Raw genomic sequence first — 20,017 nt, 5'->3', positions numbered from 1 at the left:
CAGCATCGCCCCGGTTCAGATTGGCAGGCCAATTGGGACGGCCGTGTGACGAGAACCGCGGCTGTTCCCGAACCTCTCGGACCGAGTCTTTTGCGAATCTTTTGCTTGGCGGACCGACAAAAATCGGCATTGTGGCGCCATGACCGAGCAAACTGACACCCAGGACTCCTCGCCACCCAAGGCGGGCGCGATCATCGTTCCCGTGACGCTGTTCGAGCAGAACTGCACCATCATCTGGGACGAGCCCGGCAAGAAAGCCGTCGTGATCGATCCCGGCGGGGACGTGCCGAAGATTCTGGACGCGATCAAGCAGACCGGCGTCACCGTGGAGAAGATCTGGCTGACTCACGGCCACATCGATCACGTCGGCGGCGCGGCCGAGCTGCGCGAGGCGCTGAAGGTGCCGATCGAGGGCCCGCATGTCGCGGACAAGTTCCTGCTCGACAATGTCGTCGCGAGCGGCGCGCGCTTCGGCATGACCGGCGTGCGCGATTTCGCGCCGGACCGCTGGCTCGACGAAGGCGACACCGTGTCGATCGGCGAACTATCCTTCGACATCCTGCACTGCCCGGGTCATTCGCCCGGCAGCGTGGCGTTCTTCAACAAGGCGTTACGTTTCGCCCATGTCGGCGACGTCCTGTTTGCGGGCTCGGTCGGGCGCACCGATCTGCCCGGCGGCAGCCACGCCACGCTGATCAATTCCATCAAGACAAAACTGCTGCCGCTTGGCGACGATGTCGGCTTCATCTGCGGCCATGGCGCTGGCTCGAGCATCGGCCAGGAGCGGATGACCAATCCGTTCATCACCGGCGAGATGTAGCCACAAGCTCCGCTGGCGTCCCGGACAAGCGTCAGCGCAGATCCGGGACGAAAGGGCGGGAGCTACTTCATCAATCCCGCGGCCGTGAGCGCGCGCGTGATGATCTGGCCGAGATCGAAGCCGCGAGCGTTCTCGCGCTGCGGCTCCGCCGGCTCTTCGGCAATTGCTGCACGGATCGAGCGGGCGAGATGCGGCGCGGGCGACAGCGCCGGCTTCGTTGCAGGCTTCATTGCAGGCTTGGCCTCCGCCTTCTTCGTCGCGGCGTCCGGAATCCAGCCGGTGAGGCCGAAGAACTTTGCGATGTGGTAGGACGAGGAAATGCCGGCCTCGATCAGGAATGCGCCTTCGACGCCGTAGCGGTGATCGTTGTCGGCCAGCCCGAGCGGCGTGCCATGCGCCATATCGGCGATGGCGAAGGATTCGACCAGCGTCTCGCCGTCCTTGTTCCACCAGGCCTGGCGCGGATGGCCGTCGACGACCGTCTCCGCCATCGGCGCGTCAGGCAGGTCGTGCAGGTCGAGCCATTGCTTGACGATCTCGTTGGCATTGCCGGGATTGACGGTGCGGTCGGCGCTGCCGTGCCACACGGAGACCTTCGGCCAGGGCCCGCGATGATCAGAGGCGCTGCGCACGAGATCGCCGAGCTCGCGCGCGGGACGCGCTGGGGAATGAAACATGCCGTCGAGCGCCTCGCGCAGATTCGAGGCGATGCCATAGGGCAGTCCGGCAATGACCGCGCCGGCCGCGAAGACTTCCGGATAGGTCGCGAGCATCACCGACGTCATGCCGCCGCCGGCCGACAGGCCGGTGATGAAGACACGCCTGGAATCGATGCGGTGCGCCTCGACCATGTGCGCGATCATCTCGCGGATCGAATGCGCCTCGCCGCCGCCGCGCACGGTGTCTTCCGGAGTGAACCAGTTGAAGCAGGTGTTGCCGTTGTTGACACGCTGTTGCTCGGGCATCAGCAGCGCGAAGCCATAATGCCTTGCCAGTGTCGACCAGCCCGCGCCGAGATCGTAACCGGCTGCCGTCTGTCCGCAGCCATGCAGCACGACGACGAGCGCGCGCGGCTTCTGCAGGTGCTCCGGCACGAACGTGAACATGCGCAAGGCTCCGGGATTGTCGCCGAAGCCAAGAACCTCCTCCAAGGGGCTCGATGAATCAGCGCTGCGGCCGAGCTCGGCAAAGCGCAGTCCGTCCAGCCTCGGCAGACGTCTCAAGAGATCGATATTCTTGGCTAACGACACGGCAACTTCCTGGTGAGCGACGTTCAACGTCCAGCCCAACCAGATAGTTGCTGCATTGCAAAATAAAAAGACCGTGCGCTGTCAATCTCGCGAAAAGGCCACGGATTCCCGCAGGAATCCCCACGTATTAACCGCAATGCCTCAACATCGTGCAGATGCACGGCGCATCCACGCCAGAAATGCGGCGCAGATCATGATCAATGTCACAAACAGCACGAGCGACGCGAGGAATCCTGCGCGCGCTGATTGCAAGGCCTCGACCGCGAAGAATACCGCGCCGATTGCGGCCACTCCGGCCGCATTTCCGACCTGCGCCGTCGTGCCGTAGATGCCGGAGGCCGAGCCTGCGGCGACAGGCTTCACCGTCGAGAGCACGGCGCCCGAGAGCGGCGCCATCACCAGTCCTTGACCATAGCCGAAGACGATCGTGGTGAGCGCGAGCAGGAGCGGCGACGGCGCATCGATACAGCCCACAACAAGCGCCAGTGCGACGAGGCCGACGATCTGAAGCGCGCAGCCTTCGAGCAAAACCCTGGTGCCGCGATGGCGCGCCCGCACCCCGCTGTGGCGCGAGGCCACGACGAAGGCGAGCGCGAGCGGAATGAAGGACATGCCGGCCGCGAGCGGCGAGAACTTCAGGCCGCGCTGCATGAACAGCGTCATCACCAGATAGAACGAGAGATTGGCGACGAAGAAAAAGAAGGCGGCGCCGAGGCCGCGCAGAAAGGCGGCGTCCGCCAGCAGCGTGAGATCGATCAACGGCATGCCGCCGGCGCGTGCGACCACTTGCTCCAGCTTCAGGAACGCGGCGAGGATCATGCCGCCAGCCGCCATCACCGCCCACAGCCACGGCGCCCAGCCGACATCGTGACCGAACAGCAGCGGGCCGATCAGGCACAACAGCCCCGCGAACAGCACCACACTGCCCTTGATGTCGAGCCTCGTACCGGCCCGCCGCGATGACGATGGCATGATGCGCCATGCGGCAGCCGCGATGACGACGCCAAACGGTACGTTGACGAAGAACACCGAGCGCCAACCAGTGCCGGCGAGGTCGATTGTGACGAGAAGACCGCCGAGCAGGAAGCCTGCGGCGCCCGCAAGCCCGAGCACGATGCCGTAAATAGCGAAGGCGCGGTTGCGCTGGCCATCGGTGAACAAGAGATGCAGCGTCGCAAGCACCTGCGGCACCATCAGCGCCGCGGTCGCGCCCTGCGCCAGCCGCGCGACGATCAGTTCCGCCCCAGATTGCGAGAGGCCGCACCAGAGCGAGGTCAAGGTGAAGCCGAGCAGGCCGGCCAGGAACACGCCCTTCGTGCCGTGGATGTCGCCGAGCCGGCCGCCGGTCACGACCAGCGTGGCATAGGCGATCAGGTAGATCGCGATGATGGCTTCGATCTGGGCCGGCGAGGCCTTCAGGTCGACCGCAATCGTGGGAATGGCGACGTTGACCACGAAGGCATCGACGCCGAACATGAACTGGGCGGCCACGACGATTGCGAGGACCCACCAGCGGCGGGAAGAATCAGTTTGTTTTGTGATGATTTGATGCATTGGCGCGCGGATCTGGACTCGTGACCCGATGATTTCAGACCGCGTGCGGTGTCGCTATTACCTCACAGGTAGGATTCGTGTGCGCTTAGCCACTGGCGGAGGGGAAAGCCCGGCCATGGTGGTGCGGAGCGCCTGCACGCAAGCACGAGAGCAGGAAGAAGTCACACGCATGCCTGCATTCCGCAACACGGGACATCGTGCGATTGCCTTCGTGCCATCGGGCACGTAGCCTGACCCTCTCAACAAACAGAAAATCAAAGCCGGAGAGACCGCCATGGCGCGCCTGAAGTTCGGAGCCTTCCTTGCCCCGCATCACCCGATCGGGGAGCACCCAATGCTGCAGTTCCGGCGCGATCTGGACCTCGTCGAGCAGCTGGATGCGCTGGGCTATGACGAGTTCTGGTGCGGCGAGCATCATTCGTCCGGCTGGGAGATGATCGCCTCGCCAGAGATGTTCCTGGCTGCGGCCGGCGAGCGCACCAAGCGGATCAAGCTCGGCACCGGCGTGGTGTCGCTGCCCTATCACCATCCCTTCAATGTCGCCCAGCGCATGGTGCAGCTCGACCACATGACCGGCGGCCGCGCCATCTTCGGCTCCGGTCCCGGCGCGCTCGCGTCGGATGCGCACACGCTCGGCATCGATCCGATGACGCAGCGCGATCGCCAGGACGAGGCGATCGGCATCATCCGCCGCCTCTTCAACGGCGAGCGCGTCACCGCCAAGAGCGACTGGTTCACGATGAACGACGCCGCGCTGCAGATCCTGCCCTTGCAGGAGGAGATGCCGTTCGTGGTGGCCTCGCAGATCTCGCCCTCCGGCATGACGCTGGCCGGCAAATACGGCATCGGCATCATCTCGCTGGGCTCGATGACGACGCAGGGCCTGATGTCGCTGCAGCAGCAATGGCAGTTCGCCGAGGATGCCGCCAGGAAGCACGGCACCAAGGTGAACCGTGCCGACTGGCGCGTGCTGCTGACCTTCCACATCGCGGAGACCCGCGAGCAGGCACGCCGCGAAGCGGGCGCCGGGCTGATGCGTTGGCACAACGAATATAATGTCGGCACGTTGCAGCGGCCGGGCCTCACCGCGTTCTCCTCACCCGACGAAGCGGTCGACAAGACCGCCTTCGTCGAGGGCGCCGCGTCCACCATCGGCACGCCCGACGATCTCGTCAAGTCCATCAAGAACGTCATGCAGGTCTCCGGCGGCGTCGGCGCCATCATCGGCTTCGTGCACGACTGGGCCAATCCGGAAGCGACGCGGCGGAGCTGGGACATGGTGGCGCGCTACGTCGTGCCCGAGATCAACGGTTACATCGACGGCCTTCGCAAATCGCAAAAATTCGTGATCGAGAACCGCGCGATCTTCGAGCGCGCGGGGCAGGCCGTGATGGCCAAGATCATGGAGAACGAAAAAGCCGCCGAGGCGCTGAAGGTCACCGGCCCCGGCCGCGTCGCCATTCCCGCCGTCAACGCCCCGGATCTGCAGAAGGAAGCGGCGAAGCGGCAGGCCTAAGGCGATGTAAAATCGGTACGAGCGGTTGGCTGGGTTCACCTCTCCTTACGGGAGAGGTGAACCGCGCCGCGGGCGCTTTTGCACGTGAGAGCCGCCACATCATTCTCGTCTAATCGTGCTATGCTGTCTCTCAGTCGAGCGCGATCGCGCGCCCGTTCGGTCAGCCAACCGGAGCAATCGTCATGTCGATGCAGAATGTGGCCGCCCCCGCGTTTCAGTTCAGCCCGCCCAGACGCAATGAGCTGACCCACATTCCTGGCGACGAAGGCTGGCCGATCATCGGCAAGACGTTTCAGGTGCTCGCCGATCCCAAGGGCCATATCGAAGCGAACGGCGCCAAATACGGCCTGGTCTACCGTACGCATTTCTTCGGCGAGACCAATGTCGTGCTGCTCGGGCCCGAGGCCAACGAGCTCGTGCTGTTCGACCAGCAAAAGCTGTTCTCCTCGACGCATGGCTGGAACAAGGTTCTGGGCCTGCTATTTCCGCGCGGATTGATGCTGCTCGATTTCGACGAGCATCGCCTGCATCGCAAGGCGCTGTCGGTGGCGTTCAAGTCCGGGCCGATGAAGTCCTATCTCGGCGATCTCGACCGCGGCATTTCTGCGCGCGTCGCGCAATGGAGGGCAAAGCCCGGCGAGATGCAGCTCTATCCCGCGATGAAGCAGCTCACGCTCGATCTCGCTGCGGCTTCGTTCCTCGGCGCCGATATCGGGCCTGAGGTCGACGAGATCAACCGCGCCTTCGTCGATATGGTCGCCGCCTCCGTCTCGCCGGTCCGCCGCCCCCTGCCCGGCACCCAGATGGCGCGAGGGGTGAAGGGACGCAAGCGCATCGTTGCCTATTTCCGGGAGCAGATTCCGCTCCGTCGCGGCAATCATGGCGGCGACGATCTGTTCTCGCAGCTCTGCCGCGCCACCCACGAGAACGGTGCGTTGCTCTCGGAGCAGGACATCATCGACCACATGAGTTTCCTGATGATGGCGGCGCACGACACGCTGACGTCGTCGCTGACGTCCTTCATCGGCGAGCTCGCCGCCAATCCGGACTGGCAGGACAGGCTGCGCGCGGAGGTGCTCGCGCTCGGGCTTGCCCCGGGGGCGCCGAGCAGCTTCGACGATCTCGAGAAGATGCCGCTGTCGGAGATGGCGTTCAAGGAAGCGCTGCGGATCAGGCCGCCGGTGCCGTCGATGCCGCGCCGCGCGATGCGCGATTTCAGCTTCAAGGGCTTTGCGATCCCCGCCGGCACGGCGGTCGGCATCAATCCGCTCTATACGCACCACATGAAGGACATCTGGCCGGAGCCGGGCCGCTTCGATCCGCTTCGCTTCACCGAGGAAGCGCAGCGCAACCGCCACCGCTTCGCCTTCGTGCCGTTCGGCGGCGGCGCGCATATGTGCCTCGGCCTGCACTTCGCCTACATGCAGGCGAAATGTTTCGCGCGCCACTTTCTGCAGAACATCGAGGTGTCGCTCGCGCCCGGCTACAAGCCGGACTGGCAGATGTGGCCGATCCCGAAGCCGCGGGACGGGCTGCGGGTGACAGTGAAGGCGGCTTAGCCTCTCGTGTCCCGGACGCGCGAAGCGCGAGCGGGGACCCAAGCCAGAGGGTAAGCTGCGGATGGATGGGCCCCGGCTCTGCGGAGCGGCACTTCGCGCCGCACCGCGTCCAGGGCACGAGACCTATCCGCTACGCCCCATCGAACGCCTTGCGCAGAGCCACGTAGCCCTGCTGCTGCTGGCTCCAGTTGCGGCCGCCGGTGATGGCGCCGTCGACGACGAGGTCGTGGCCGTTGACGAAGCTGGATTCGTCGCTGGCCAGGAACACCGCGGCATGGGCGATGTCGTCGGGAAGGCCGGCGCGCGGGATCGGCTGCGCGGTCTTGTAGACCTCGCGCATCACGGCCGGCGTCTTCTCGGCAGCGTCGGTCGAGAGTCCCAGCGCCTTGCCGAAGATGCCTGTTGCGATCGCGCCGGGCGAGATCGAGTTGACGCGGACGTTGGATTCGCCGAGCTCCATCGCCACGCACTTGGTGAGATGGATCACCGCCGCCTTGGCCGCGCTATAGACCATCGACGACGAGAAGCCGGCGAGGCGGCCGGCGATGCTTCCATTGTTGATGATGCTGCCCGCCCCCTGCTTCTTCATGTGGGGAGCGGCATGCTTCATGCCGAGCATGACGCTGCGCACCAGCGTCGCCATCGCCGCGTCGAACCGCTCGGCCTCGAGGCCCTCGATGCCGCCGGTCTGCGCCGGCCCGCCGGCATTGTTAAACAGGCAATCGATCCTGCCGAACTTGTCGACCGCGAGCGCGATCAGCGCCTGCATCTGCGCTTCGACCGTGACGTCGGTCTGGCGGAAGATGCAATTGGCCCCGAGTTGCTTTGCCAGTGCCTCGCCTTCCGGTACGCGCCGGCCCGCGATCACAATTTTGGCACCTTCGGCAACGAAGACTTCCGCAGTGCGCAATCCGATCCCGCTCGTCGCCCCCGTGATCACCGCGACCTTGCCGTCCAGCCTGCCCATGGAATGTTCCTGTTTTCGAGTGATTTGATGCCAAATGGCGCATGTCGGCCGCCGCCGTCGCCGGAGCGGCCACTATCCCTGCCCGCTTCCGACAAGGCAAGCTATGCTTGTGCGGGCGGCATGCGTAACGTTCTCACGGGCCGCTCGATGTTCGAACGCATATCGCAACTGGGCTGCGCATGGGGAAGCTGATCGACGAGTTCCGCAAGGGCTGGCAGGGCGCGGCGCCGCCCTCGCTCGGTCTGAGCATCTCGTTTGCGATAGTCTGCCTGCTGGCCGCAACCCTAATCCGCTGGGGGCTCGCTCAGGTTCGCCCCGACATCTACTTCACGCCGTACTTTCCGGCCGTGTTCTTTGCAGCTGCCCTGGGAGGATTCCGGATCGGCGTGATCACGGCGCTGATCGGCGGCGTGCTTGGAGTCGTCCTGAATTTCGGCGATGCCTTTGCCGATCGCGCGCGCTTTGCCCTGCTGGCCCTTTACTGGGCCGTCTGCGCGATAACCATCTGGGGTGTCGAGCACTATCGCACCATGCTGGCAGAGCAGCGCCGGATCTCCAAACGCCTGATCGAGGAAGAAGAGTATCGCAAGCTGCTGGTCGAGGAGCTGCAGCACCGGCTGAAGAACAAGCTGTCGACAGTGCATGCCGTGCTGCACCAGGTGCTGCACGACCACCCGCAGGTCTGGGCCCGGGTCGATCCCCGGCTGCGCTCGCTGGCCGCAACGGACGATCTGATCTCGCGGATCGACAAGGGCGGCTGCGATATCCGCGACCTCCTGATCTCGGAACTCGGCCCCTATGGCCATGTCCGCTTCACCCTCAATGGCGATCGATTGTTCCTGCCGCCGAAGCTCGCGGTCACGCTGTCATTGATGTTTCACGAGCTTGCCACCAATGCGGGCAAGTATGGCGCATTCTCCTCGCCGCGCGGCCTGTTGCAGGTGTCCTGGACCATCAGCGACGATCGCCTGACCATCACCTGGGACGAAACCGAGGGGCCGAGCGTGGACAAGGTGTCCGAGCCCGGTTTCGGCACCAAGTTGCTGAAATCAGCATTGTCGTCCTTCGATGGCAGGACCGAGATCTCGTATCTGAAGACCGGGCTGCATTGCATCATGCACTGCCGGGTCCCGCGCAGCGAATAGAGAATGATGAAACGGCCCCGCCCCCGGATCACCTTTCCGCAGCGGAGAAGGGTGTCGACTGCGGCTCGCACCGTTCAATCAAGGTTCATACGCAGCCGGACTCGATCCAAGCGAAAGCGCAGCCACGCCCTCCGTTCGCAGTTTCACTTGACGCGTTGACCCTCTGTTAATGACGATCGTCAGCGCGCGTCGCATCGTCGCAAGTTTTCTCCAAAACACCCCCGTATTTCTCCCGCCCCCTTAACCAAACTTAAGAGGGAGCTGCGCAAGATCGCGCCCATTGCAAAGGCGCGCCGAAACAACAAGATTCATGACTTGTATGAACGACAATCAATATTCCGGCGCGACTGAAGCCGAGCTCAGTTTTCTCAAGGAAATCGTTAGAATGCTGCCGGCCGGCCTCACCGTGCAGGACGCGCACGGCGAGCTTCTGCTGGTCAACGATGCCGCCGCCGCCCAGCTCGGCATGGACGGCAGCCGCCCCTCACCCGATCTGACTCCGCGACACGAAGCCTGCCGGCAGGCACTGAGCGCCGGCCAGGCGGTCGTGACCGAGGAGGCGCTTCACGTCGGCGCCGCACGCCAGGTGCTGCTCACGACCCATCGTCCCGTTCGCCTCGCCGGACGCGAGCTCCTGATCTCGGCGTCCTCCGACATCACCGAACAGAAGAATTTCGAAGACCAGCTGTTCCGCTCGGCCTATTTCGACGAGCTGACCGGATTGCCCTCGCGGCGCGTGATCGAGCATCACGCCAATAATCTGCTCGCGAACGGTCGTGGCGGCGAGCGTTTCGCGCTTGCCTTCCTCGACGTCGACAATTTCAAGCACATCAACGACTATTACGGCCACTCCGTGGGCGACGCACTGCTGGTCGAGCTGTCGAGGCGGCTCGGGCGCGACTTGCGCGATTCCGACATGCTGTCGCGCATCTCCGGCGACGAATTCCTGCTGCTGCTCTCCCCGATCCAGAGCCAGGAGGAAGTCGCCGAGTTCATGCAATCGACGCTGGAGCGGCTGACCGCACCGTTCTTCATCGACAATTCGGAAGTCTTCGCCTCGACCTCGGTCGGCATCAGCCTCTATCCCGACCACGGAAGCAGCTTCGAGACGCTGCGGCAGAACGCCGACATCGCGATGTACCGCATCAAGAACAACGGCAAGGGACTGGCGGCCTTCTTCGACACCGGCATGGAGCGCGAGGCGCAGGCGCGGATGAAGGTCGAGCAGTCGCTGCGGCTCGCCATCCTGGAAAAGCGCTTCTGCTGCGCCTTCCAGTCCAAGGTCGACATCCGCACACAGGCCGTGAAGGGCATCGAGGCCCTGGTCCGCCTGCGCGACGACGAAGGCGTGATCCAGGCGCCCGGCTCGTTCATCAATCTTGCCGGCGAGCTCGGGCTGATCGACGAGCTGACCCATCTCGTGCTCGCCGAGATCGTCAAGTCGATCGACCTGATCAACGACACGTTCGGCGCGGATGCGACCATCAGCATCAACGTGGCCGCCAAGCAGGCCGGCAATCCGGAATTCATGCGCAGCTTCGCGCGGGCGCTGGACGACACCGGCTTTCCCCAGCGCTTCATGATGGAGGTGACGGAAGACGCCTTCGTCGCCAAGAATCATTTCCAGGCCGAGATCCTGCCGATGTTCCGCAAGCTCGGCGTCGGCATCTCCATCGACGATTTCGGCACCGGCTATTCCTCGCTCTCGGCGCTGGCCGACATCACCGCGGACGAGATCAAGATCGACCGCTCCTTCATCACCGACATCCATAAGCGCCCGCGCAGCCAGGGCATCCTGCGCGCGATCGAATCCTTGAGCGAAGCGCTCGGCATGACGGTGATCGCCGAAGGCCTCGAATCCTACGAGGAGCTCGCCTACCTCCAGGCGGCAACGAAGATCCGCTACGCGCAGGGCTACTACTTCTCCCGGCCGATCTTCCTGGAGGAGCTGAAGCTCGCAACGCCCGTCTCCAGCGAGGCGCGGATCAGCGTGGCGAGCCGCCCGATGCAGCAAAACCGCCAAGGCTATTCGCGGGCGAGCGGGTATCGGCGGTAGGGCTAAAGCGGCGCAACGCACACCGCTGTCGTCCCCGGCTAGCGACAGCGCAGACCCGGGATCCATAACCACAGGGAGCCGTGTGACGCGAAGCTCCCACTCCGAGTCTTCGCCAAACATCTTCCTGTGGGTATGGGTCCCGGGTTCGCTTCGCGCCCCGGGACGACAGCAATTGCCGAGCTCGCTGAGTGCCCATTTCCCCCCTTTGAAATTGCTGGCCTTTTGCTAATACACAGGCGGACCTCCCCGAGGTATCTCATGTCTGCGCCTTCCTCCTCGATCAGCGACCCCGTCTATCTCCGTGCGCGCGCGATGGAGACGCTGTTCGCGCGGCTGGAACAGCTCTGTGAAGGTGCGATTGCGATCGACCGCGGCGGGCGCGTCGTCTACGTCAACGAAAAATATCTCGCAGCGCTCGGCCTCGGGCGCACCAGTGAGGCGATCGGCCGGCCGATCGAGGAGGTCATCCCGAACAGCCTGATGCGGAAGGTGGCCGAGACCGGCGAGCCCATCCTGCTCGACATCATGGAGCTCGGCGGCGAGCAGCTCGTCGTCACCCGCATGCCGATCGAGGACGAGAACGGGACGGTGATCGGCGCCATCGGATTCGTGCTCTATGATCATCTCGAAAGCCTGAAGCCGCTGCTCGCCCGCGTCACCCAGCTCGAGAGCGATCTGCGGCTGGCGCGGCGGCAATTGTCCAACGCCCGCGCGGCGCGCTTCACCTTCGCCGATTTCGTCGGCAGGACGCCGGATATCGCGCAGGCCAAGGAGCTCGCAAGCCGTGCCGCGCGGCAGAGCGTCACTGTGCTGGTCACCGGCGAGACCGGAACGGGAAAGGAGATGCTGGCGCAGGCGATTCACAACGCCTCCTCGCGCGCGGAGAAGCCGTTCGTCAGCGTCAACGTCGCCGCGATCCCCGAAACGTTGATCGAGTCGGAGTTCTTCGGCACCGCGCCGGGCGCCTATACCGGCGCCGACCGCAGGGGGCGCGAGGGCAAATTCCGCATTGCCGACGGCGGCACGCTGTTCCTCGACGAGATCGGCGAGATGCCGCTGCAATTGCAGGCCAAGCTGCTGCGCGTGCTCCAGGAGCGCGAGATCGAGCCGCTCGGTTCGGACAAGGTCTCGAAGGTGGACGTGCGCGTGATCGCCGCCACCAATGTGGATTTGCGCAAGCGCGTCAGCGACGGCGCGTTCCGGCCCGACCTTTATTATCGGCTCAACGTGCTCTCGATCGAGCTGCCGCCGCTGCGCCATTGCCTCGACGATCTCCCGGACATCTGCGCCCGGCTGCTCGACGACATCAGCGGATCGGGCGACTACGTCAAGGCGAAGATCACGCCGAGCGCGCTCGCCGCGCTCGCGCGCTATGACTGGCCGGGCAATGTCCGCGAGCTCCGCAACATCCTCGAGCGGGCGCTGATCCTCAGCGATTCCGGGCGGCTGACCGGCGAGGACGTCGCACGCATCCTCCCGGTCGACACCGAGGTCAGGCTTGCGCCGCCCGCGCGACCGGCCGGAGCGGTGGTGCCCTATGCCGAAGCCGAGGCGGAGTTCGAGAAGCACACGCTGGAGCAGGCACTCGCCGCCAGCAACGGCCAGATCACGGAAGCCGCCAGGATGCTGCGGATCTCGCGCGCAACCTTCTACAAGAAGCTCGCCAAGTTCGGCCTCGCGACGGGACCCGCTGCCGTCTGAATTTCGAGACGCCCCGTGTCCGGAGTCTCGGATTCCGGACACGGGGCCTGGCTCCTCTTTGACTGCAGACATGCGGAAAATGCCGCAGCTTTGGCCACTTTCAGCGAATTGACGGCCTCTGGCGCGGACCTTGCTCTCGTCTGCCTTCTCTCGCAGGGAGCAAGCTGTTCCAGGGCCGATCCCCGCGATAAGATCAACGCAAAACAATAACGGCATGCGGTCGAAGGGATCGGGAGGTACGCCGTGAGCCAGCACCCAGCTCTGCCTTACTTGCGCAATTCCGAGAAGGGCAAGGTCGTCTCGGCGACTGAAGCCGTCATGCTGATCCGCGACGGCGACACCGTGGCGACCGGCGGCTTCGTCGGCATCGGCTTTGCCGAGGAGATCGCGATCGCGCTGGAGCAACTCTATTTGTCCCACGAGGGCGATGCGCCCTACACGCAGGGCAAGCCGCGCAATCTGACGCTGGTCTATGCGGCCGGACAAGGCGACGGCAAGCAGCGCGGCCTCAATCATTTCGCGCATGAAGGGCTGGTCCGGCGCGTGATCGGCGGGCACTGGGGCCTTGCGCCGAAATTGCAGCAGCTTGCGATCGCGAACCAGATCGAGGCCTACAACCTGCCGCAGGGCGTGATCACGCATCTGTTCCGCGACATCGCCGCGCACCGGCCCGGCCACATCACCCGCGTCGGATTGAGCACCTTCGTCGACCCCCGGCACGGCGGCGGCAAGCTGAACGCACGCACCACCGAGGACATGGTGGAGCTGATCACGCTGCGCGGCGAAGACTGCCTGCTCTACAGGACGTTCCCGATTCAGGTCGGGATCATCCGCGCCACCACCGGCGATCCCGACGGCAACCTGACCATGGAGAAGGAGGCGCTGACGCTCGAGGCGCTCGCCATCGCCATGGCGGCGCACAATTCCGGCGGCATCGTCATCGCCCAGGTCGAGCGCGTGGCCGAGGCCGGCAGCCTCAATCCGCGCCAGGTCAAAATTCCCGGCATCCTCGTCGACTGCGTCGTCGTGGCAAGGCCGGAGAACCACTGGCAGACTTTCGGCACGCAATACAATCCGGCCTTTTCGAGCGAGATCCGCGTCCGCGCCGCCTCTCTGCCGGTGATGCCGATCAGCGAGCGCAAGATCATCGCCCGGCGCGCCGCGCTCGAGCTGAAAGCCAACAGCGTCGTCAATCTCGGCATCGGCATGCCGGAGGGGATCGCCTCGGTCGCCAACGAGGAGCGGATCATCGATCTCATCACGCTGACGGCGGAGCCGGGCGTGATCGGCGGCATCCCGGCGAGCGGCATCGATTTCGGCGCGGCGATCAACACCCAGGCCGTGATCGACCAGCCCTACCAGTTCGACTTCTACGACGGCGGCGGTCTCGATGCCGCCTTTCTCGGGCTTGCCCAGGTCGACCGCGCCGGCAACCTCAATGTCAGCAGGTTCGGGCCGAAGCTTGCCGGTGCCGGCGGCTTCATCAACATCAGCCAGAATGCCAAGGAAGTCGTCTTCGTCGGCACGTTCGGTGCGGGCAAGCAACGCATCGCGGTGCGCGACGGGAAACTCGTCATCCTCGACGAAGCCCAGTCGCGCAAGTTCGTCGATAGCGTCGAGCACGTCACCTTCAGTGGCCCGTTTGCTGCCGCGCGCAAGCAACGCACGCTGTACGTCACCGAGCGCTGCGTGTTCGAGCTCAGGGACGAGGGGCTCGAGCTCACCGAAGTCGCGCCCGGCATCGACATCGAGCGCGACATCCTGCGCCTGATGGATTTCAAGCCGCTGATCCCGCGCGACCCGGCGCTGATGGACACGCGCATCTTCGGCGAGGGTCTGATGGATCTGCGCGAGCGCCTGCTCACCATCCCGCTCGACCAGCGTTTCACGCTGGACGAGCAGCAGAACCTGTTCTTCGTCAACCTGGAACGCTATCCGCTACGCAGCAAGGCCGAGATCGACACCATCGCGTCCCTGGTCGAGGCCAGGCTGGCGCCGCTCGGACGCAGGGTCTACGCCATCGTCAATTATGACAACTTTTCCATCCTGCCGGAGCTGATGGACGATTATTCAGCCATGGTGCGCAGCCTCGTCGACCGCTTCTATTCCGGCGTGTCGCGCTACACCACGTCGGGCTTCCTGCGCATCAAGCTGGGTGAAGCCCTCGAGAAACGCGGCGTCGCGCCGCACATCTTCGAAAGCGCGGAGGAAGCACGGTCGGACTGGCGCCAGGTCGAGGCCGGCGCAGCGAGGCAGGCCCAAAAATGATGCATGCCGGCAAAGGTCAGCCCGCTCCACCGGAAGGTTCAATTGCAATGTTCGCAAGCTTGTGCAAATCGCTGTTACCGAGAAACTTCAGATCAGGAGGGACCATCGTGCGTCGATCACTCATCATAACAACAACCATTGTCGCGCTCGCCGCGGGCGCCTCCGCGCGGGCCGACGATCTCAAGATCGCGCTGATCTACGGCAAGACCGGTCCGCTCGAGGCCTACGCCAAGCAGACCGAGACCGGCCTGAAGATGGGCTTTGAATACGCCACCAAGGGCACCATGACGCTCGACGGTCGCAAGATCGTCGTCATCACCAAGGACGATCAGGGCAAGCCGGATCTGGCCAAGGCGGCGCTCGCGGAGGCCTATCAGGACGACAAGGCCGACATTGCGATCGGCACGACCTCGTCGGCCGCGGCGCTCGCCATTCTCCCGGTCGCCGAGGAGAACAAGAAGATCCTGATCGTCGAGCCCGCGGTCGCGGACCAGATTACCGGCGAGAAGTGGAATCGCTACATCTTCCGCACCGGGCGCAACTCCTCGCAGGACGCGATCTCAAACGCGGTCGCGATCGGCAAGCAGGGCGTCACCGTGGCGACGCTGGCGCAGGACTATGCGTTCGGCCGTGACGGCGTCGCCGCCTTCAAGGAGGCGCTCGCCAAGACCGGCGCGACGCTCGCCGCCGAGGAGTATGCCCCGACCTCGACCACCGACTTCACCGCCGTCGGCCAGCGCCTGTTCGACGCGCTGAAGGACAAGCCGGGCCGCAAGGTGATCTGGGTGATCTGGGCCGGCGCCGGCAATCCGCTGGCCAAGCTCCAGGACATGGACCCGAAGCGCTACGGCATCGAGCTCTCGACCGGCGGCAACATCCTGCCCGCGCTCGCCGCCTATAAGGGCCTGCCCGGCATGGAAGGCGCGACCTACTACTTCTATGATATACCGAAGAACCCGGTGAATGACTGGCTGGTCGCCGAGCACCAGAAGCGCTTCAACGCGCCGCCGGACTTCTTCACCGCGGGCGGCTTCGCCGCCGCGATGTCCGTCGTCGCCGCCGTCACCAAGGCGAAGTCGACCGACACCGAGAAGCTGATCACGGCGATGGAAGGCATGGAGTTCGATACGCCGAAGGGCAAGATGGTGTTCCGCAAAGAAGACCATCAGGCGCTGCAGAGCATGTATCACTTCAAGGTCAAGGTCGATCCGAACGTCGCCTGGGCCGTGCTCGAGCCGGTGCGCGAGCTGAAGATCGAGGACATGGACGTTCCGATCAAGAACAAGCGGTAGGTGCTTGCTTCCCCTCTCCCGCTTGCGGAAGAGGCCGGGAGAGGGCTCTCACCTCTTGGGGGCTCTCGCCAGCGGAGACAGCCCTCCCCCCGACCCTCCCCCGCAAGCGGGGGAGGGAGCCCACTGTGATCGTAGATAGATCGTCATCCAAATCCGATCGAAATTTCTCATGCCGCTCACCCTCGAAACCCGCGACCTCACCATTCGCTTCGGCGGCCATGTCGCGGTCAACAACGTCTCCTGCACGTTTCGGCCGGGCGAGCTCACCGCCATCGTCGGGCCGAACGGCGCCGGCAAGACCACCTATTTCAACCTGATCTCGGGCCAGCTTCGCGCATCGAGCGGCAGCATCCTGTTCGACGGTACCGACATCACGGGGCAGTCCGCGCCGATGCGCACGCGCGCGGGCCTCGGCCGCGCCTTCCAGCTCACCAACCTGTTCCCGAACCTGTCGGTGGAAGAGAACGTGCGCCTCGCAGTGCAGGCCGCGAGCGGCACCCATTACGACATGCTGCGGCCCTGGATGGTCCGCCGCGACCTGATCGCGCACGCCGACGCCATCCTCGACCGGGTCGCGCTCGGCGGCCGCCGCGGCGTCGCCGCGACCGCACTGTCCCATGGCGACCAGCGCAAGCTCGAGGTCGCGCTGATGATCGCGCTGGAGCCGAGAGTGTTCATGTTCGACGAGCCGACCGCCGGCATGAGCATCGACGAGGTGCCCGTCGTCCTCGACCTCATCGCGCAGCTCAAGCAGGACAAGAGCAAGATCATCCTTCTCGTCGAGCACAAGATGGACGTGGTGCGCTCGCTCGCCGACCGCATCATCGTGCTGCATAACGGCCAGCTCGTCGCCGACGGTCCTCCGGCCGAGGTGATCGCCTCGCCGATCGTGCAGGAAGCCTATCTCGGCGTCGCGCCCAAGAACGCTGCAGAGAGCGCAGCATGACCGATCTCCTGACGCTCTCCGGCGTGCACACCCATATCGGCCGCTATCACATCCTCCAGGGCATCGATCTCGCAGTCCCGCAAGGACAGGTCACGATGCTGCTCGGCCGCAACGGCGCCGGCAAGACCACGACGCTGCGCACCATCATGGGTCTGTGGCAGGCCTCGAAGGGCGAGATCACCCTCGCCGGCGAGCGCATCGAGAGCCTTGCCACGCCCGACATCGCGCGGCGCGGCGTGGGTTACGTGCCGGAGAGCATGGCGGTGTTCTCCGATCTCACGGTGAAGGAGAACCTCGTGCTCGCGGCCCGCGACGGGCCGCTCGACGACACTCAGCTCGACTGGATCTTCGGTTTCTTTCCGGCGCTGCGCCGCTTCTGGCTGTCGCGCGCGGGAAGCCTCTCGGGCGGGCAGAAGCAGATGCTGTCGATCGCGCGCGCCATCATCGAACCGCGCAAGCTGCTGCTGGTCGATGAGCCGACCAAGGGGCTCGCGCCCGCCATCGTGATGGCGCTGATCGAGTGCCTGAAGGAGATCAAGCGCAAGGGCGCCACCATCCTGCTGGTCGAACAGAATTTCTTCGCCGCCCGCGAGCTCGGCGACAGCGTGCTGGTCATGGACAACGGCACCATCGTCCATCGCGGCGAGATGGCGGCGCTCGCCGCCGACGTGCCGCTGCAGGAGCGGCTGCTCGGCCTGAGCCTGGAGACGCATCAGTGAGTGACATTGCCGCAACCGATCCGCTGCCGAAGCCGAAGCGGGATCTCGCACCGATCCTGCTGCCGGTCGCGCTCGCCCTTCTGATGATCCCGCTGATCGGATCGACTTCTTCCTGGCTCACGCTGACCGTGGCGAGCCTCGCCATGGGCATGATGATCTTCATCATGGCCTCCGGGCTGACGCTGGTGTTCGGCCTGATGGACGTGCTCAATTTCGGCCATGGCGCCTTCATCGCCGTCGGCGCCTATGTAGCCACGCTGGTTCTGGCCCCGTTCGCAGCGTCCATTCAGGCAGATTCGCTCTGGATGAACCTCGCGGTGCTGGCGCCGGCCGCGCTGCTGTCGATGGCGGTCTCCGGCGCGCTCGGCCTGGTCGTCGAGCGCGTGCTGATCCTGCCCGTCTACGGCCAGCATCTGAAGCAGATCCTGATGACGACCGGCGGCCTGATCGTCGCCGAGCAGACGCTCTATGCGCTGTGGGGACCGCAGATCATCCCGATGCCGCTGCCCACCTCGCTGCGCGGCTCGTTCATCCTCGGCGACGTCGCGATCGCCAAATACCGCGTGCTGGCGATGCTGATCGGTCTCGCCATCTTCATCGCGATCCAGCTCGTGCTCAACCGCAGCAAGGTCGGCCTCCTGATCCGCGCCGGGGTCGAGAACCGCGAGATGGTGGAGGCGCTCGGCTACCGCATCCGCCGCCTGTTTCTCGGCGTGTTCATGACGGGATCGGCGCTGGCCGGCCTCGGCGGCGTGATGTGGGCGCTCTATCGCGAACAGGTGCACGCCTCCATGAGCGACGACCTCACGGTGCTCATTTTCATCGTGGTCATCATCGGCGGCCTGGGGTCGATCGGCGGCTGCTTCATCGGCGCGATCCTGGTCGCCATGGTCGCCAATTACGGCGGCTTCCTGGTGCCAAAACTCGCCCTCGTCTCCAACATTCTGCTGATGGTCGCCATTCTGATGTGGCGGCCGCGCGGCCTCTATGCGGTGACCAGCCGATGATGATCCTCTCAGGCGATCCGCCGCGGAGCCGCGTGCTCACGCTCGTTCTCGTCGTCATCATCCTGGCGCTGGCGGCGACGCCGTTCCTGTTTCCGGGTGCCAAGGCGCTGAACGTCGCGGCCAAGATCTGCGTTTTCGCCGCGCTGGTCGCCTCCTACGACCTCCTGCTCGGCTATACCGGCTCGGTGTCGTTCGCCCACACCATGTTCTACGGCATCGGCAGCTACGCCATCGCGATTGCGCTGTACGGGATGGGCCCGAACTGGGCTGCGGTCGCAACCGGAATCGTCGTCGGCCTGCCGCTCGCAGCGCTGCTCGCGCTCGCCATCGGGCTCTTTTCTCTGCGCGTCGCGGCGATCTTCTTCGCCATGATCACGCTCGCCGTGGCGTCCGCCTTCCAGGTGCTGGCCTCGCAGCTGTCCTGGCTGACGGGGGGCGAGGACGGACGCAGTTTTCAGTTGCCAGAGCTGCTGCGCCCCGGCACCGTGCTGATCCCCAAGAGCCTGTTCGGCTTCGAGATCAACGGCCGGATCCTGACCTTCTATCTGGTGTTCGCCGTTTCGGCGCTGATGATCCTCGCCTTGCTGCGCGTCGTGAACTCGCCGTTCGGGCGTGTGCTGCAGGCGATCCGCGAGAACCGGTTTCGCGCCGAGGCACTCGGCTTCCGCACCGTGTTCCACCTGACCTACGCCAACTGCCTCGCGGCACTCGTGGCCGCTAGCGCGGGCATCCTGAACGCGTTGTGGCTGCGCTATGCCGGCCCCGATACCTCGCTGAGCTTCTCGATCATGCTGGACATCCTGCTGATGGTCGTGATCGGCGGCATGGGCACGATCTACGGCGCGCTCATCGGCGCCACCATCTTCATCCTCGCCCAGAACTATCTGCAATCGCTGATGGGCGTTGCCTCCAACGCGGCGGGCGAAGCCGGCCTGCCGCTGCTGCCGGGGCTGCTCCATCCCGATCGCTGGCTGCTGTGGCTCGGGCTGCTGTTCATCGCCAGCGTCTACTTCTTCCCGACCGGCGTGGTCGGGCGGCTGCGCAAGGCCGGCGGCGACAAGAGCGCCGGCAGCTCGCATTAAGCCGTTAGTAATGATGCAGCGCGGCGCTTGCTGCGCGCGCCGCACAACCGTGACGGGCTTCCCGCTGCGCGACATGCGGACGCCGTTGCTCAACCGGATTAATACTTGGGTAACTTGCTTTCCTAAGGTTTGCGC

At 64.9% G+C, this 20,017-nt stretch carries 15 protein-coding genes; 12 read left to right on the top strand and 3 right to left on the bottom strand.

The annotated features are described in order from the left end of the window. Positions 1–139: 139 nt before the first annotated feature. On the top strand, positions 140–820 hold the full coding sequence (locus ABIA42_RS34785) for an MBL fold metallo-hydrolase (protein ID WP_271527995.1): 681 nt from the start codon (positions 140–142) through the stop codon (positions 818–820). Between the two features lie 62 nt (positions 821–882). Here the strand turns inward: ABIA42_RS34785 and ABIA42_RS34780 are convergent, their stop codons facing one another. Both ABIA42_RS34780 and ABIA42_RS34775 read right to left on the bottom strand, forming a co-directional pair. Next, positions 883–2,070 (bottom strand): PHB depolymerase family esterase, encoded by a 1,188-nt coding sequence (locus tag ABIA42_RS34780; RefSeq protein WP_370116682.1) that lies wholly within the window; start codon positions 2,068–2,070, stop codon positions 883–885. Positions 2,071–2,211: 141 nt separating this feature from the next. Continuing rightward, complete coding sequence (locus ABIA42_RS34775; RefSeq protein WP_370116685.1) at positions 2,212–3,624, bottom strand: MFS transporter; 1,413 nt, start codon at positions 3,622–3,624, stop codon at positions 2,212–2,214. 274 nt (positions 3,625–3,898) lie between these two features. Here ABIA42_RS34775 and ABIA42_RS34770 point away from each other — a divergent pair, with 274 nt between their 5' ends. Both ABIA42_RS34770 and ABIA42_RS34765 read left to right on the top strand, forming a co-directional pair. Further along, a complete protein-coding gene (locus ABIA42_RS34770; protein ID WP_370116688.1) occupies positions 3,899–5,140 on the top strand; it encodes an LLM class flavin-dependent oxidoreductase in 1,242 nt (413 codons plus the stop codon). Positions 5,141–5,322: 182 nt separating this feature from the next. Next, positions 5,323–6,699, top strand: a complete 1,377-nt coding sequence (locus ABIA42_RS34765) for a cytochrome P450 (protein ID WP_370116691.1) — start codon at positions 5,323–5,325, stop codon at positions 6,697–6,699. 130 nt (positions 6,700–6,829) lie between these two features. On the opposite strand, the gene ABIA42_RS34760 is transcribed toward ABIA42_RS34765, so the two are convergent. Beyond that, positions 6,830–7,666, bottom strand: coding sequence for an SDR family NAD(P)-dependent oxidoreductase (locus ABIA42_RS34760; RefSeq protein WP_370116694.1), 837 nt, complete (start codon positions 7,664–7,666; stop codon positions 6,830–6,832). Between the two features lie 179 nt (positions 7,667–7,845). Between ABIA42_RS34760 and ABIA42_RS34755 the strand changes: the two genes are divergently transcribed. The 9 genes from ABIA42_RS34755 (at position 7,846) to ABIA42_RS34715 (ending at position 19,882) form a co-directional block, all read left to right on the top strand. Beyond that, positions 7,846–8,811 (top strand): sensor histidine kinase, encoded by a 966-nt coding sequence (locus tag ABIA42_RS34755; protein WP_370116697.1) that lies wholly within the window; start codon positions 7,846–7,848, stop codon positions 8,809–8,811. A 319-nt stretch (positions 8,812–9,130) separates the two neighbouring features. Continuing rightward, positions 9,131–10,867 carry a bifunctional diguanylate cyclase/phosphodiesterase gene (locus ABIA42_RS34750; protein WP_271527987.1) on the top strand — a complete coding sequence of 579 codons (1,737 nt, stop codon included), beginning with the start codon at positions 9,131–9,133 and terminating at the stop codon, positions 10,865–10,867. A gap of 258 nt (positions 10,868–11,125) precedes the next feature. Next, positions 11,126–12,568, top strand: coding sequence for a sigma-54 interaction domain-containing protein (locus tag ABIA42_RS34745; RefSeq protein ID WP_370116700.1), 1,443 nt, complete (start codon positions 11,126–11,128; stop codon positions 12,566–12,568). A gap of 243 nt (positions 12,569–12,811) precedes the next feature. Continuing rightward, positions 12,812–14,836 carry an acyl CoA:acetate/3-ketoacid CoA transferase gene (locus tag ABIA42_RS34740; RefSeq protein ID WP_370116702.1) on the top strand — a complete coding sequence of 675 codons (2,025 nt, stop codon included), beginning with the start codon at positions 12,812–12,814 and terminating at the stop codon, positions 14,834–14,836. A gap of 107 nt (positions 14,837–14,943) precedes the next feature. After that, positions 14,944–16,128 (top strand): substrate-binding domain-containing protein, encoded by a 1,185-nt coding sequence (locus ABIA42_RS34735; RefSeq protein WP_370116705.1) that lies wholly within the window; start codon positions 14,944–14,946, stop codon positions 16,126–16,128. A gap of 169 nt (positions 16,129–16,297) precedes the next feature. Then, positions 16,298–17,074, top strand: coding sequence for an ABC transporter ATP-binding protein (locus ABIA42_RS34730; RefSeq protein WP_370116708.1), 777 nt, complete (start codon positions 16,298–16,300; stop codon positions 17,072–17,074). Next, complete coding sequence (locus tag ABIA42_RS34725) at positions 17,071–17,793, top strand: ABC transporter ATP-binding protein (RefSeq protein ID WP_370116711.1); 723 nt, start codon at positions 17,071–17,073, stop codon at positions 17,791–17,793. The genes ABIA42_RS34730 and ABIA42_RS34725 overlap by 4 nt, the downstream gene beginning before the upstream one ends. Continuing rightward, on the top strand, positions 17,790–18,800 hold the full coding sequence (locus tag ABIA42_RS34720; RefSeq protein WP_028176859.1) for a branched-chain amino acid ABC transporter permease: 1,011 nt from the start codon (positions 17,790–17,792) through the stop codon (positions 18,798–18,800). Before ABIA42_RS34725 ends, ABIA42_RS34720 begins: the two co-directional genes overlap by 4 nt. Next, complete coding sequence (locus ABIA42_RS34715; RefSeq protein ID WP_271527981.1) at positions 18,797–19,882, top strand: branched-chain amino acid ABC transporter permease; 1,086 nt, start codon at positions 18,797–18,799, stop codon at positions 19,880–19,882. Before ABIA42_RS34720 ends, ABIA42_RS34715 begins: the two co-directional genes overlap by 4 nt. Positions 19,883–20,017: the final 135 nt, after the last annotated feature.

The organism is Bradyrhizobium sp. USDA 327 (genome assembly GCF_041262065.1).
GTDB lineage: Bacteria > Pseudomonadota > Alphaproteobacteria > Rhizobiales > Xanthobacteraceae > Bradyrhizobium > Bradyrhizobium liaoningense.
The sequence above is the reverse complement of the archived record's forward strand: the minus strand, read 5'-3'. Positions and strand labels throughout refer to the sequence as shown.

Bases quoted from the DNA above. Each gene is read 5' to 3' on its own strand.
- ABIA42_RS34785 (WP_271527995.1), top strand. From the start codon at position 140: ATGACCGAGCAAACTGACACCCAGGACTCCTCGCCACCCAAGGCGGGC.
- ABIA42_RS34775 (WP_370116685.1), bottom strand. From the start codon at position 3,624: ATGCATCAAATCATCACAAAACAAACTGATTCTTCCCGCCGCTGGTGG.
- ABIA42_RS34770 (WP_370116688.1), top strand. From the start codon at position 3,899: ATGGCGCGCCTGAAGTTCGGAGCCTTCCTTGCCCCGCATCACCCGATC.
- ABIA42_RS34765 (WP_370116691.1), top strand. From the start codon at position 5,323: ATGTCGATGCAGAATGTGGCCGCCCCCGCGTTTCAGTTCAGCCCGCCC.
- ABIA42_RS34760 (WP_370116694.1), bottom strand. From the start codon at position 7,666: ATGGGCAGGCTGGACGGCAAGGTCGCGGTGATCACGGGGGCGACGAGC.
- ABIA42_RS34755 (WP_370116697.1), top strand. From the start codon at position 7,846: ATGGGGAAGCTGATCGACGAGTTCCGCAAGGGCTGGCAGGGCGCGGCG.
- ABIA42_RS34750 (WP_271527987.1), top strand. From the start codon at position 9,131: ATGAACGACAATCAATATTCCGGCGCGACTGAAGCCGAGCTCAGTTTT.
- ABIA42_RS34745 (WP_370116700.1), top strand. From the start codon at position 11,126: ATGTCTGCGCCTTCCTCCTCGATCAGCGACCCCGTCTATCTCCGTGCG.
- ABIA42_RS34730 (WP_370116708.1), top strand. From the start codon at position 16,298: ATGCCGCTCACCCTCGAAACCCGCGACCTCACCATTCGCTTCGGCGGC.
- ABIA42_RS34725 (WP_370116711.1), top strand. From the start codon at position 17,071: ATGACCGATCTCCTGACGCTCTCCGGCGTGCACACCCATATCGGCCGC.
- ABIA42_RS34715 (WP_271527981.1), top strand. From the start codon at position 18,797: ATGATGATCCTCTCAGGCGATCCGCCGCGGAGCCGCGTGCTCACGCTC.